Source organism: Pseudomonas sp. LBUM1678 (assembly GCF_059695575.1).
Genome location: NZ_CP166775.1, coordinates 1,126,808 through 1,141,397, shown reverse-complemented (window position 1 = coordinate 1,141,397; position 14,590 = coordinate 1,126,808). Strand labels below are relative to the sequence as shown.

The following is a 14,590-nucleotide window of genomic DNA, read 5'->3' as shown; positions in this document are numbered from 1 at the left end:
CTCCCACAGGGTATTTCTGGAGTATATGGAACCGGGTTTACAGGTCGCCGTATCCCAGCGAACGCAGAGCGCGTTCGTCGTCGGACCAGCCGCCTTTCACTTTGACCCAGAGGTTGAGCATGATCTTGGAGTCAAACAGCAGCTCCATATCCTTGCGCGCCTCGGTGCCGATGCGTTTGATCCGCTCGCCCTTGTCGCCAATGATGATCTTCTTCTGCCCGTCACGCTCCACGAGAATCAAGGCATGGATGTGCAGGGTTTTGCCCTGCTGCTTGAACTCTTCGATTTCGACGGTGATCTGGTACGGCAGCTCGGCGCCCATCTGGCGCATGATTTTCTCGCGCACCAGTTCAGCGGCGAGGAAGCGGCTGCTGCGGTCGGTGATCTGGTCTTCCGGGAAGAAGTGATCGTTTTCCGGCAGGTAACCGGCAATCACACGCTCCAGCGCTTCGAGGTTGTGCCCGTGCTGGGCCGAGATCGGCATGATCTGCGCGTTCGGCAGCTGTTCCTGCAACCAGCTCAGGTGCGGCATCAGTTCGGCTTTGTCTTCGATGCGATCGGTCTTGTTCAGCGCCACGATCAGCGGGCCGGTCACGTACTGCACACGCTCGAGGACCATCTGGTCTTCGTCGGTCCACTTGGTGCGGTCAACCACGAAGATCACCACGTCGACGTCTTTCAACGCCGCCGAAGCAGTCTTGTTCATGTAGCGGTTCAGAGCCTTTTCGCCGCCCTTGTGCATGCCCGGGGTATCGACGTAGATCGCCTGCACGGCGCCTTCGGTCTTGATGCCCAGCATGTTGTGGCGGGTGGTTTGCGGCTTGCGCGAGGTGATCGCCAGCTTCTGACCCAGGATGTGGTTCAGCAGCGTGGACTTGCCCACGTTGGGACGGCCGACGATGGCAACATAGCCACAGCGAGTTGCAGTTGAATCAGTCATTGCCATTCTCCACACCCAGGGCAATCAGTGCTGCGGCGGCCGCTACCTGTTCGGCAATACGACGACTCACACCCTGACCTCGGCTTTTTTCATTCAGTAAGGTGATTTCACATTCGACGAAGAACGTCCGGCAATGCGGCTCACCCTGGATATCCACCACTTCGTAACGCGGCAGCTCGCAACCACGCGATTGCAGGAATTCCTGCAGGCGGGTTTTTGGATCTTTGTTGGTGTCGACCAGCGTCAGGCCTTCGAACTCACCGGCCAGCCAGGCCAGCACGCGCTCGCGCGCCATGTCCATGCCGGCATCGAGGTAGATCGCACCGATCAGCGCTTCCAGGGCATCGGCCAGAATCGACTCGCGACGGAAGCCGCCGCTTTTCAACTCACCGGAGCCCAGGCGCAAGTATTCGCCCAAATCGAAACCGCGGGCCAGTACAGCCAGCGTCTCACCTTTCACCAGGCGTGCGCGCAAACGCGACAACTGGCCTTCGCGCGCCAGCGGGAAGCGATCGAACAGCGCCTCGCCAGCAACGAAGTTGAGGATGGCATCACCGAGGAATTCCAGGCGTTCGTTGTTGCGCCCGGCAAAACTGCGGTGAGTCAGGGCCAGGACCATCAGTTCCTGATCCTTGAAGGTGTAGCCGAGCTGACGCTCTAGACGGCTTAAGGAGACGCTCACGGTTTACCCACGCTGAGTTCGTGGCTGGATTCCACCGCCATGGCCGTGGTGCGGCGCAGGCTTGGGACAATTAACGCTGTGTTCAAAAATAACGTCCTGAATATCATTGGCTTCATGCTTTCGGTGCCGATTGTGTCGACTCCAGAAATGCATTCGGCGCTGTGTTCAACAGCGCCGTGTGTGATTACTTGATCAGGCCAACCCGCGAGAAATTCGGCAGGTGACTGAGTTTGGGTTCCGGCCAGCTCATCCAGACTGCGAAGGCCTTGCCGACGATATTCTTGTCGGGAACCATGCCCAGCAGATCCTTGGGAATGCTCGGATCATCCCAGTAGCGACTGTCGTTGGAGTTGTCGCGGTTGTCGCCCATCATGAAGTAGTGCCCGGCAGGCACTGTCCAGGTATGGTCCGGCGATGCGCGATAGCGGCTCATTTCCTTGCGGATAAGGTGCTCGGCCGCGCCGAGTTTTTCCTTGTAGAGCTCTGCACTGCCCAACGTGCCCGGCTCGGAGCCGACCAATTGTTCGGCAATCGATTCGCCGTTGACGAACAGTCGCTTGTCGGCGGTGTAACGAATCTGGTCACCCGGCAGGCCTACCACACGCTTGATGTAGTTGACGTTCGGATCGCTCGGGTAGCGGAACACCATCACATCGCCGCGCTGCGGATCACCGACTTCGATGACTTTCTTGTCGACCACCGGCAGGCGGATCCCGTAAGAAAACTTGCTCACCAGAATGAAGTCGCCGACGTCCAGGGTCGGTTTCATCGAGCCGGAAGGAATCTGGAACGGTTCCACCAGGAACGAACGCAGCACCAGCACGATGAACAACACCGGGAAGAACGACTTGCCGTATTCGACCAGCAGCGGCTCTTTGTTCAGTTTCTCGACGACCACCATGTCAGCCTGGCTGACGCTCCCCTGATAGGAGTTGATGGCAGCCCGGCGCCGAGGCGCCAGGAACAACAGATCGAGCAACGCCAACAGGCCGCAGACGAACACGGCGATGACCAGCAACAGCGGGAAATTTAGTGACATAGGACCTAACTATCCAACCTGAGCACCGCAAGGAAGGCTTCTTGTGGAATTTCCACGTTGCCGACTTGCTTCATGCGTTTTTTACCGGCCTTCTGCTTTTCCAACAGCTTGCGCTTACGGCTAACGTCACCGCCGTAGCATTTGGCCAATACGTTCTTTCTGAGAGCCTTGACGGAGGTCCGCGCAATGATCTGTCCGCCAATGGCGGCCTGGATCGCGACGTCGAACATCTGGCGCGGAATCAGTTCTTTCATCTTCTCGGTCAACTGACGACCTTTGTAGTGCGCGTTATCCTTGTGCACGATCAAAGCCAGGGCATCGACCTTGTCACCGTTGATCAGCACATCCAGTTTCACCAGATTAGCCGATTGATAACGGTCAAAATGGTAATCCAGCGAAGCATAGCCGCGGCTGGTGGACTTCAGACGATCAAAGAAGTCGAGGACCACTTCGTTCATCGGCAAATCGTAGGTCACCTGGACCTGCGTACCGAGGAACAACATGTCGTGCTGCACGCCACGCTTCTCGATGCACAGGGTAATGACGTTGCCCAGGTGCTCTTGCGGCACAAGAATGTTGGCCCGCACGATCGGTTCGCGCATGTCTTCGATCGAGGACAGGTCTGGAAGCTTCGACGGGTTGTCGACGTAAATCGTTTCACCGGTTTTCAGCAACAGCTCGAAAATTACCGTCGGCGCCGTGGTGATCAGGTCCAGGTCGTACTCGCGCTCCAGGCGCTCCTGAATGATTTCCATGTGCAGCATGCCGAGGAACCCGCAACGGAAGCCGAAGCCCAGGGCATCGGAGCTTTCCGGGGTGTATTGCAGGGACGAGTCGTTGAGCGTGAGCTTTTGCAGGGCTTCACGGAAATCTTCGAAGTCGTCGGAGCTGACCGGGAACAGGCCGGCGTAAACCTGCGGCTGAATGCGCTTGAAGCCTGGCAGCACGTCAACGTCTGGCGTGGAGCTCAAGGTCAGGGTGTCACCGACCGGTGCACCGTGAATGTCCTTGATGCCGGCAATGATAAAGCCCACTTCGCCGGCCTTCAGGTCAACGGTCGCGGTGTGTTTCGGGTTGAAGACACCGACGCTGTCCACCAGGTGGATCTTGCCGGTGGACTTGACCAGAATCTTGTCGCCCTTCTTCACGCGACCGTGGCGCACGCGCACCAGGGAAACAACGCCCAGGTAGTTGTCGAACCAGGAATCGATGATCAACGCTTGCAGCGGATCTTCGTAGTTGCCGGTTGGCGCAGGAATGGTCTTGACCAGGCGCTCGAGCACTTCGTCGACGCCCAGGCCAGTCTTGGCGCTGCACTCGACTGCATCGGTGGCATCGATGCCGATGATTTTTTCGATTTCTTCTTTGACGCGGTCCGGATCGGCCTGCGGCAGATCGATCTTGTTCAGGACCGGCATGACTTCCAGGCCCTGTTCGATCGCCGTGTAGCAGTTGGCAACAGACTGCGCTTCAACGCCCTGACCGGCATCGACCACCAGCAACGCACCTTCACAGGCCGCCAGCGACCGGCTGACTTCGTAGGTGAAGTCAACGTGGCCCGGGGTGTCAATGAAGTTCAGCTGGTACTTGATGCCATCGCGGGCGGTGTAATACAAGGTGACGCTGTGGGCCTTGATGGTGATCCCGCGTTCACGTTCCAGGTCCATGGAGTCCAGCACCTGGGCTTCCATTTCGCGCTCGGCAAGGCCGCCGCACATCTGGATGAAGCGATCAGCCAGCGTCGACTTGCCATGGTCAATGTGGGCGATGATGGAGAAATTGCGGATATGACTCAAATCACTCACGGATCAACACTCAAAAAGGCTGCAGGCATAGCCCGCCGAAAAATAGCCGGGAATTGTACCTGATCCACGGCGCAAGCGTCACGTTCGCAGGTCAGACGGCACCTACAAAAACGCCCCGGTCTTGCGACAGGGGCGTTTTTTATCACCGGCGGGGTCGGGAAAACCCCCTGATCAACCGGCTCGGCGCAACAGCCAGACACCGGCCAGGGCACAGACTCCGGCCGGAACCAGCACCGCAAACAGCGGCGAGAATCCGAATACCAGGCTCGAAGGCCCCAGCAAATCCTGGACGATGCGGAAGGTGAAGCCGACCAGCACGCCAGTGAACACCCGCTGACCAAGGGTCACCGAGCGCAACGGGCCAAAGATGAAGGAAATTGCCATCAATACCAGCGCCGCGGTCACCAGCGGCTGCAACACCTTGACCCAAAACGCCAGCCAGTAACGGCCATTGCTCAGCCCTTGGTCAGCCAGGTAGTGGATGTAACCCCACAGGCCGCTGATCGACAGTGTGTCAGGCGACATCACCACCGTGCTCAGCAGTTCCGGACTCAAGGCCACATCCCAACGCTCGTCGGCGGCGGTGACCACTTCGGTGCTCTTTTCATGGAATACCGTGGTGGTGACGTCGCTCAACTGCCAGTGATCCTGATCGAACTTCGCCCGCTTGGCGAAGCTGGACGACAGCATATGACGCTCTTTGTCGAAACGATAACGGGTCACGCCGTACAGCAAACCGTTCGGTTGCACAGAGTTGACGTGAATGAACTCATCACCCTGGCGGTGCCACAAACCATGCTTGGCGCTCTGCGCATCGCCGCCACCCTGAGCCAGGGAACGGTTGGCCTGAGCGGTGACTTCGGTGGCCGGCGCGACGTATTCGCCGATCAGCACACCCACCACCATCAGCACCAGCATGGGTTTCATGACCGCCCAGACGATCCGGCCAACCGAAACACCGGCGGCGCGCATGATGGTCAGCTCGCTGTGGCTGGCCAGGCTGCCCAGGCCGATCAGGCAACCGATCAGCGCCGCCATTGGCAACATGTCGTACAAACGACGGGGCGCGGTCAGCAAGACGTAGCTCAAAACGTCTATCAAGGTGTAGGTATCGCTGACCTCACTCATCTCATCGATGAAGGCAAACAGCGTCGCCAGGCCAAGAATAATCCCCAGTACCGCCAGGATTGCTACAAATACGCTGCTACCGATGTAGCGATCCAGCTTAACCACGGGCCACCTCCAGTGCGGCGCGGCGACTCGCCATCTTCAAGCGCAGCGGCTCCCAATAGAGCAAGCCCAGGCCAATGGCCAGGAAAATCGCGTGCACCCACCACAACCCCAGCGCCGGCGGGATCTTGCCTTTTTCGAGGGCGCCGCGAGCGGCAATCAGGATGCTCAGGTAAGCCATATAAAGAAGAATCGCCGGCAGCAGCTTGAGGAAACGGCCCTGGCGTGGATTGACCCGCGACAGCGGCACCGCCATCAGGGTCACGATGAACACCAGCAACGGCAGGGACAGACGCCATTGCAGCTCAGTACGCGAGCGAAGGTCATCGCTGCCGATCAAGGAACTGGTGGTCATTGCATCGCGGTCGGTGACTTCGTCGCTGACGTCCGGCTTGGGCAGCAATACGCCGTATTCCTCGTATTTGATTGCCCGGTAGTCGGCCTGCCCCGGGTTACCGTCGTAGCGATAGCCGTTGTCGAGAATCAGATAGCGATTGCCGTCAGGGCGGATTTCCTGACGGCCCTTCTCGGCCACCAGCACGGAAATCCCGCGATCTTTCTGATCGGAGTTGGTGTTTTTTTGCGAAATGAACACGCCGCCCAGATTGATGCGGTCATCCGACAGTTGTTCGGTGTAGGTCACCCGAGTGCCGTCGCGCAAAGCCTGGAAGCGACCCGGCTCCAGGGTATCGAACTCGGTCAGCGCATCCTGCTTGTTCAGCAGCAGCTGGAACTGATTGGCACCTTGTGGCGCCAGGCTCAGACTCAACCACGCCACGACCAGCGCCACCAGCGTGGCCGGGAACAGCGTCATGGCAAGCAGACGCTGCTGGCTCATGCCGGTGGCCGACAACACGGTCATTTCGCTCTCGAGGTACAGGCGACCGTAGGCCAGCAGAATTCCGAGAAACAGGCCCAGCGGCAGGATCAGTTGCAGAAAGCCCGGCAGACGAAAGCCCATGATCAGGAACAGGGAGCCCGGATCCAGCAGGCCCGAGGCCGCCTGGGCGAGGTATTTGATGAAGCGCCCGCTCATGATGATGACCAGCAGCACGGCGCTGACGGCGCTCAAGGTCAACAGGACTTCGCGGGACAGATAACGGAAGACAATCAAACCAGACACTCCAGGGTTGTCAGGCTAAGGCGGCCAAACAAGCAAACGTATCAGACAGCCCGCAAGGCAGAGCCGCCGAAAAAGTTGGCGCATTATCCTGTGATTGAGTGCGCCTGTCACTGCGCATGCTCAAGCAGGCGGGTAATGCGTTGAAGATCGTACAACCGAGGGTTGTCAGGCGCAGTGAGCGAGGTTCAAACTGCGGCCTTTGTCGCGGGCCGTGACCTGCGTCTTTCTATTTATAAGCAAGCGTCTGTGCGCCGCCGTTTTGCCCGCGCACGTTGACCATTAACTCAGGGACCCGGACATGGAACTGGTTGTAAAAAGCGTTAGCCCAGAAACGTTGAAGACCGCCACTCTGGTGGTCGCCGTCGGCGAAGGCCGCAAGCTCGGTGCCGCTGCCAAGCAACTCGACGAACTCAGTGGCGGCGCCATCAGCGCGGTGCTCAAGCGCGGCGACCTGGCCGGCAAAGTCGGCCAGAGCCTGTTGCTGCACAGCCTGCCTAACCTCAAGGCCGAACGGGTTCTGCTGGTCGGCGTGGGCAAGGACGAAGAGCTGGGCGACCGCCCGTTCCGTAAAATCATCGCTGGTGTCCTCAACACCCTTAAAGGCCTGGGCGGCACCGACGCCGTGCTGGCACTGGACGAAATCGTGGTCAAAGGCCGCGACAGCTACGGCAAGACCCGCCTGCTGGCCGAAACCCTGGTGGACGGCGAATACACCTTCGACCAGTTCAAGAGCCAGAAAGCCGAACCGCGCGCCCTGAAGAAAATCACCCTGGTGACCATCAAGGCTGCACAGGCCGAAGTCGAGCGTGCCGTGGCCCACGCCACTGCGATTGCCAACGGCATGGCGTTCACCCGCAACCTGGGCAACCTGCCGCCGAACATCTGCCACCCGACATTCCTCGGCGAACAAGCCAAGAACCTGGGTAAAGAATTCAAGAGCCTGAAAGTCGAAGTCCTCGATGAGAAGAAGATCAAGGACCTGGGCATGGGCTCGTTCTACGCCGTAGGCCAGGGCAGCGCCCAGCCACCGCGCCTGATCGTCATGCAATACAACGGCGGCAAGAAATCCGAGAAGCCGTACGCACTGGTCGGCAAAGGCATTACCTTCGATACCGGCGGCATCAGCCTGAAACCGGGCGCCGGCATGGATGAAATGAAGTACGACATGGGCGGCGCGGCCAGCGTGTTTGGCACCCTGCGCGCCGTACTCGAGCTGAAACTGCCGATCAACCTGGTGTGCATCCTGGCCTGCGCCGAGAACATGCCGAGCGGCAATGCTTCGCGCCCAGGCGACATCGTCACCACCATGAGCGGCCAGACCGTGGAAATCCTCAATACCGACGCCGAAGGCCGTCTGGTGCTGTGCGATGCACTGACCTACTCCGAGCGCTTCAAGCCGCAAGCCGTGATCGACATCGCGACCCTGACCGGCGCTTGCGTCGTTGCCCTGGGTTCCCACACTTCCGGCTTGCTGGGCAACAACGACGAGCTGATCGGTCAACTGCTGAGCGCCGGCAAGGCTGCCGACGACCGCGCCTGGCAACTGCCGCTGTTCGATGAGTATCAAGAGCAGCTGGACAGCCCGTTCGCCGACATCGCCAACATCGGCGGCCCGAAAGCCGGCACCATCACCGCGGCCTGCTTCCTGTCGCGCTTCACCAAGAACCTGAACTGGGCGCACCTGGACATCGCCGGCACCGCATGGACCAGCGGCGGCAAGGACAAGGGCGCCACTGGCCGTCCGGTTCCGTTGCTGACCCAATACCTGCTGGACCGCGCCAAAGCCTGAAACCGATGACCTCGGGCGGCGTCACTTTCCGGTGACGCCGCCCGTGGCTCAGGAACCGCAATGACCAAAGTCGACTTCTATATCCTGCCCAGCGCCGATCCGTCGGCACGGCTGGATTTCGCCTGCAAACTCACCGAAAAAGCCTGGCGCATGGGCCACCGCATTTACCTGCATTGCAGCGATGCCGCTCAACGCGAGGATCTCGATGCACGCCTGTGGGCCTTCAAGGGTGAAAGCTTCGTGCCTCACGGCCCTGCCGAAAGCGAACCTGAGGGTTTGATTGTGCTGGGGCTGGGTGATGACTGCGGTCCGCATCAGGATCTGCTGGTCAATCTCGACCTGAAAGTCCCGGCCTTTGCCAACAAGTTCGCCCGGGTGGCGGAAGTGGTGGTGGAAGATCCGACGATTCGTGCGGCCGCGCGGGAGAGTTTCCGTTTCTACCGCGAACAGGGCTATCCTCTGCAAGACCACCGTTTACAGCGACTCTGAGCATTCCGATGGACACTCCGAAACCGCAACAGAAGTCCGCGCACCTGCTGGATGACCTCGAGTCAATCCGCCAACTGCTCGGCGATGACAACCTGCAACCGCCGCTGCTGACCGATACGGTCAATGACGGTGACCAGGAACAGATTCCCATGTTGTTCGATTCCGTCAGCGGCGCGCCGCAGACCGTCGAACCGACCCCGCCCGCCCCTGCCGCGCAACCGGCACCCGCGACCAGCAAAGGTCCGGACGCCCTGCTGCACCTGGACGGCGAACTGCGCGCTGCGGCGATGTTGATCATGCAAGACGTGATTGATGATTTTGCACCGCACATTGAAACCGAGATCAAGCGCCGGCTGGATGCGCGGATGGAGCGGTTGCTTAGCCAGTACGAATAACCCCTATCCGAGAGGGCTTCTGTGGCGAGGGAGCTTGCTCCCGCTCGGCTGCGAAGCAGCCGCAAAGCCTGAACACGCGGAGTACATGACACACCTGACTTGCTGATGTCGGGACCGCTTCGCGCCCCAGCGGGAGCAAGCTCCCTCGCCACAGGTCATTCCACATTTGGCCTGCGCGCTGTCCGCCCCTGCTCGCCCTCCGCCCCATGCCCCGCTATACTCGTCGGCTTTTCCTGAATTAATGCCAATAGGGTCCCGCCGCGCATGGATAAGACCTACCAGCCGCACGCCATTGAAACTTCCTGGTACAACACCTGGGAGTCTGAGAATTACTTCGCCCCGCAAGGCGCGGGCGAGTCCTACACCATCATGATCCCGCCGCCGAACGTCACCGGCAGCTTGCACATGGGTCACGGCTTCAACAACGCGATCATGGACGCCCTGATCCGTTTCCGCCGCATGCAGGGTCGCAACACCCTGTGGCAGCCGGGTACCGACCACGCCGGTATCGCCACGCAAATGCTGGTGGAACGCCAACTCGAAGCCCAGGGCCAGAATCGCCACGACCTGGGCCGCGAAAAATTCCTCGAGAAAGTCTGGGAGTGGAAGGATCAGTCCGGCGGCAACATCAGCCGTCAGATCCGCCGCCTCGGCTCGTCCGTCGACTGGAGCCGCGAGCGCTTCACCATGGACGATGGCCTCTCGGAAGCCGTTAAAGAAGCGTTCGTGCGCCTGCACGAAGACGGCCTGATCTATCGCGGCAAGCGTCTGGTCAACTGGGACACCAAGTTGCACACGGCGATTTCCGACCTCGAAGTGGAGAACCACGACGAGAAAGGTTTCCTGTGGAACCTGAAGTACCCACTGGCCGACGGCGTCAAGACCGCTGAAGGTAACGATTTCCTGATCGTCGCGACCACTCGCCCGGAAACCATGCTCGGCGACGCCGCCGTCGCTGTGAACCCGAACGATGAACGCTACAAAGCCCTGATCGGCAAATTTGTCGAGCTGCCGCTGGTCGGCCGCCGCATCCCGATCATTGCCGACGATTACTGCGATCCTGAATTCGGCACCGGTTGCGTAAAAATCACCCCGGCCCACGATTTCAACGACTACGAAGTCGGCAAGCGCCACAACCTGCCGCTGCTGAACATCTTTGACAAGAACGCTGCCGTACTGCCGGCCTGTCAGGTGTTCAACCTCGACGGCACGCTGAACGAAAGCATCGACGGCAAGATCCCGGCCGAATACGCCGGTCTGGACCGTTTTGAAGCGCGCAAGCAGATCGTCGCTGCGTTCGATGCAGCCGGCCTGCTGGTCAGCATCAATGATCACGCACTGAAAGTGCCGAAAGGCGACCGTTCCGGCACCATCATCGAGCCATGGCTGACCGACCAGTGGTACGTGTCGACCAAGCCGCTGGCCGAGCCTGCGATTGCTGCCGTTGAAGACGGTCGTATCCAGTTCGTGCCGAAGCAATACGAAAACATGTACTTTTCGTGGATGCGCGACATTCAGGATTGGTGCATCAGCCGTCAGCTGTGGTGGGGCCACCGGATTCCGGCCTGGTACGACGAGTCGGGCAAAGTCTACGTCGGTCGCGACGAAGCCGAAGTGCGTGCCAAGAACAACCTTGGCCCCGACGTTGCGCTGCAACAGGACAACGACGTTCTCGACACCTGGTTCAGTTCGGGCCTGTGGACTTTCTCCACTCTGGGCTGGCCTGAGCAGACCGAGTTCCTGAAGAAATTCCACTCCACCGACGTGCTGGTGACTGGCTTCGACATCATTTTCTTCTGGGTCGCCCGGATGATCATGATGACCATGCACCTGATGAAGAACGAGGACGGCACGCCGCAGGTCCCGTTCAAGACCGTGTACGTGCACGGCCTTGTACGTGATGGCCAGGGCCAGAAGATGTCCAAGTCCAAGGGTAACGTCCTGGACCCACTGGACATCATCGACGGTATCGAGCTCGAAGAGCTGGTGCAGAAACGCACCTCCGGCCTGATGCAGCCGAAACTGGCGAAAAAGATCGAGAAGCAGACCCGCGACGAGTTCGCTGAAGGCATCGCCAGCTACGGCACCGACGCCCTGCGCTTCACCTTCTGCTCGCTGGCGTCCACCGGTCGCGACATCAAGTTCGACATGGGCCGCGTCGAAGGCTATCGCAACTTCTGCAACAAGATCTGGAACGCCGCGCGTTATGTTCTGGACAAGGGCGAAGACTGCGGCCAGAACGGCGAAGCCTACGAGCTGTCACTGGCGGATCGCTGGATCATCTCGCAGCTGCAACGCACCGAAGCCGAAGTGACTCGTCAACTTGACCAATTCCGTTTCGACCTGGCCGCACAAGCCTTGTACGAGTTCATCTGGAACCAGTATTGCGACTGGTACCTGGAACTCTCCAAGCCTGTGCTATGGGACGAAAACGCCCCGGTCGAACGTCAACGTGGCACCCGCCGCACCCTGGTTCGGGTGCTGGAAGTTGCCCTGCGTCTGGCGCACCCGTTCATGCCGTTCATCACCGAAGAAATCTGGCAGCGCATCGCGCCGCTGGCCGGTATCGAAGGCAAGACGATCATGCTGCAGCCTTGGCCAGTGGCCAATGAAGAGCGCATCGATCCGGCAGCCGAGAACGACATCGAATGGCTCAAGGAACTGATGCTCGGTACGCGCAACATCCGTGGCGAGATGAACATCGGTCCGGGCAAGCCACTGAACCTGTTCCTGAAAAACGTCAGCGCCGAAGATCAGCGTCGTCTCACCGAGAACGAAGCCCTGCTCAAGAAACTGGCTCGCCTCGAATCGATCACCGTGCTGGCTGCCGGCGAAGAAGCACCGCTGTCCGCCACCGCACTGGTCGGCGAGATGGAAGTGCTGGTGCCGATGGCTGGTCTGATCGACAAGGACGCTGAACTGGCGCGCCTGGACAAGGAGATCCTGCGTCTGCAGGGCGAAGTTCAGCGCGTGGGTGGCAAGCTGTCCAACGCCGGTTTCGTCGACAAGGCCCCGGCCGAAGTCATCGAGAAGGAACGCGCCAAACTGGCTGAAGCTGAACAGGCTTTGGGCAAGTTGGCCGAGCAGCATGCGCGGATTGCCAGCCTGTAACGGCAAATCGCAATGAAAGAGGGAGGCCCAGCGGCCTCCCTTTTTTGTGCCCGCCTCGTTTTTGCCCTCTGTAGGAGCGAGGCTTGCCCGCGAAGAACGATAACGCGGTGAATCCGATTGACCGTGTCGCGCCCTTCGCGGGCAAGTCGGATCGCCGCACCGCTCGCTCCTACAGGATCCCCGCCGGACCATCGACTGTGGGACAATACCCGCCACTTTTAGCCATACCCGAATCGACATCGCCCATGAACACCCCACGCACACCAAGACCTGCGCGCAAGAAGCCTGACACCGCGACCCCGGCCAAAGCCGTTGAGCCCCGCGAAAAGGCCAGCCTGCACCCGCGCAATCGCCACCAGGGTCGCTACGACTTCCCGGCGCTGATCAAAACCACGCCGGAACTGGCGAAGTTCGTGATCATCAACCCGTACGGCAAGGAAAGCATCGACTTCGCGAGCCCCGATGCGGTGCGTGTGTTCAACCGGGCGCTGCTCAAATCGTTTTATGGCATCGCCCATTGGGACATCCCGGCCGATTACCTCTGCCCACCGGTGCCGGGGCGTGCCGACTACGTGCACTTCCTGGCCGACCTGCTGGCCAGCGTCAACGACGGTGAAATCCCGCGCGGCGCGCCGGTCAAGGTGCTCGATATCGGCATGGGCGCCAACTGCGTCTATCCGTTGATCGGCTACAGCGACTACCGCTGGCACTTCCTCGGCTCGGAAATCGACCCGACAGCCGTGGCCGCAGCCAAAGCCATCGTGCAGTCCAACGGGCTGAACAAGGCCATCCAGTTGCGCCAGCAAAGCAATCCCAAGCACATTCTGCTGGGCCTGCTTGAACCCGGCGAACGCTTCGACCTGACCATGTGCAACCCGCCGTTCCATGCCTCGATGGATGAGGCGACCAAGGGCAGCGAGCGTAAATGGCGCGCCCTGGGTCGCGCCGACCCGAAACGCAAGCTGCCAGTGCTGAACTTTGGCGGTCAATCGGCCGAACTGTGGTGCGAAGGTGGCGAAGCACGGTTTGTGACGCAATTGATCGCCGAAAGTGCGCATTTCCAGCACAAAGTGCTGTGGTTCAGCACGCTGGTTTCGAAGGCGTCAAACCTGCCTTCGATCCAGACGGCGCTGAAAAAGGCTGGTGTACTGGAAAGCCAGGTGGTGGAAATGTCTCAGGGCCAGAAGCAAAGCCGCTTCGTTGCCTGGACCTTCCAGACCAAGAGCGAGCAGCAGGTCTGGCGCGAGCGTTGGGCTCGCAAGAGCTGAGTAAAGGCAGGCAAGCCGCACATTCTTGAGCTGCGAAAATCAAATGTGGGAGCGGGCTTGCTCGCGAAAGCGGTGTATCAGTTAACTTCAATGGTGACTGACACACCGCGTTCGCGAGCAAGCCCGCTCCCACATTGGTTATAGGGTGTTTGCGGGTAAATCGCAGGCACAAAAAAGCCGTGCCCGGATTGCTCCGGAGCACGGCTTTTTTTACTGCGTCTTACTTGTTAACAGCGTCGGTCAGGCCTTTGGCCACAACCAGCTTGATAACTTTCTTGGCAGCGATTTCGATGGCAGCGCCAGTCGAAGGGTTGCGGCCGGTACGGGCTGGACGCTCGGTCACTTTCAGTTTGCCGATACCTGGCAGAGTGATTTCGCCGCCGTTTTCCAGCTGATCGGCAACGATTTGGCCCAGTTGGTCCAGAGCGTTACGCGCGGTGGTTTTTGGCGCGTCGATAGCTTCAGCGATGTCGGCGATCAGTTGGTCTTTAGTAAGAGCCATGTAGTGTTCCTTCCCTATCAAATTCATATGGATTGCAGAGTGCAGTGTCAGCCATCGAGCCCGATCTTCTGGATCTGGCACCCTCGGCCAATAACCACGGGATCGGGGTTATAGATACCGAAATCAGGGTTTGGTTCGACCTGACAAATGCTGAATGCACGCTTAACGCAGTGACTTCGCGTAAGACGGGGCAAAACTAGCACAGAGACGGGGAAAT

The 14,590-nt window shown here is 59.7% G+C and carries 12 protein-coding genes; 5 read left to right on the top strand and 7 right to left on the bottom strand.

The features are described from left to right. Window positions 1–37 precede the first annotated feature (37 nt). The 6 genes from era to lptF all read right to left on the bottom strand — a co-directional run bounded on the left by era (window position 38) and on the right by lptF (window position 6,810). On the bottom strand, window positions 38–940 hold the full coding sequence (era, locus tag ACA070_RS05000) for a GTPase Era (RefSeq protein WP_059403406.1): 903 nt from the start codon (window positions 938–940) through the stop codon (window positions 38–40). Continuing rightward, the gene (gene rnc, locus ACA070_RS04995; RefSeq protein WP_010463056.1) at window positions 933–1,622 is read right to left on the bottom strand and encodes a ribonuclease III; all 690 of its coding nucleotides are present in this window, start codon (window positions 1,620–1,622) and stop codon (window positions 933–935) included. The genes era and rnc overlap by 8 nt, the downstream gene beginning before the upstream one ends. A 184-nt stretch (window positions 1,623–1,806) precedes the next feature. Beyond that, window positions 1,807–2,661 (bottom strand): signal peptidase I, encoded by an 855-nt coding sequence (gene lepB / locus ACA070_RS04990; protein WP_462025675.1) that lies wholly within the window; start codon window positions 2,659–2,661, stop codon window positions 1,807–1,809. Between the two features lie 5 nt (window positions 2,662–2,666). Continuing rightward, window positions 2,667–4,466, bottom strand: coding sequence for a translation elongation factor 4 (gene lepA, locus ACA070_RS04985; protein ID WP_169356213.1), 1,800 nt, complete (start codon window positions 4,464–4,466; stop codon window positions 2,667–2,669). Between the two features lie 171 nt (window positions 4,467–4,637). Next, the gene (gene lptG / locus ACA070_RS04980; RefSeq protein WP_497450275.1) at window positions 4,638–5,699 is read right to left on the bottom strand and encodes an LPS export ABC transporter permease LptG; all 1,062 of its coding nucleotides are present in this window, start codon (window positions 5,697–5,699) and stop codon (window positions 4,638–4,640) included. Beyond that, the gene (gene lptF, locus ACA070_RS04975) at window positions 5,692–6,810 is read right to left on the bottom strand and encodes an LPS export ABC transporter permease LptF (RefSeq protein WP_497450274.1); all 1,119 of its coding nucleotides are present in this window, start codon (window positions 6,808–6,810) and stop codon (window positions 5,692–5,694) included. The genes lptG and lptF overlap by 8 nt, the downstream gene beginning before the upstream one ends. Before the next feature lie 307 nt (window positions 6,811–7,117). Here lptF and ACA070_RS04970 point away from each other — a divergent pair, with 307 nt between their 5' ends. From ACA070_RS04970 to rlmF, 5 genes are all read left to right on the top strand, one after another. After that, window positions 7,118–8,608, top strand: coding sequence for a leucyl aminopeptidase (locus ACA070_RS04970; RefSeq protein WP_497450273.1), 1,491 nt, complete (start codon window positions 7,118–7,120; stop codon window positions 8,606–8,608). Window positions 8,609–8,668: 60 nt separating this feature from the next. Continuing rightward, a complete protein-coding gene (locus ACA070_RS04965) occupies window positions 8,669–9,097 on the top strand; it encodes a DNA polymerase III subunit chi (protein ID WP_497450272.1) in 429 nt (142 codons plus the stop codon). An 8-nt stretch (window positions 9,098–9,105) separates the two neighbouring features. Beyond that, window positions 9,106–9,492 (top strand): DNA polymerase III subunit chi, encoded by a 387-nt coding sequence (locus ACA070_RS04960; protein ID WP_497450271.1) that lies wholly within the window; start codon window positions 9,106–9,108, stop codon window positions 9,490–9,492. A 264-nt stretch (window positions 9,493–9,756) separates the two neighbouring features. Then, complete coding sequence (locus tag ACA070_RS04955; RefSeq protein WP_497450270.1) at window positions 9,757–12,603, top strand: valine--tRNA ligase; 2,847 nt, start codon at window positions 9,757–9,759, stop codon at window positions 12,601–12,603. A gap of 245 nt (window positions 12,604–12,848) precedes the next feature. Beyond that, window positions 12,849–13,871, top strand: a complete 1,023-nt coding sequence (rlmF, locus tag ACA070_RS04950) for a 23S rRNA (adenine(1618)-N(6))-methyltransferase RlmF (protein ID WP_497450269.1) — start codon at window positions 12,849–12,851, stop codon at window positions 13,869–13,871. A 220-nt stretch (window positions 13,872–14,091) separates the two neighbouring features. On the opposite strand, the gene ACA070_RS04945 is transcribed toward rlmF, so the two are convergent. Further along, on the bottom strand, window positions 14,092–14,373 hold the full coding sequence (locus ACA070_RS04945; RefSeq protein WP_007905514.1) for an HU family DNA-binding protein: 282 nt from the start codon (window positions 14,371–14,373) through the stop codon (window positions 14,092–14,094). Window positions 14,374–14,590 lie beyond the last annotated feature (217 nt).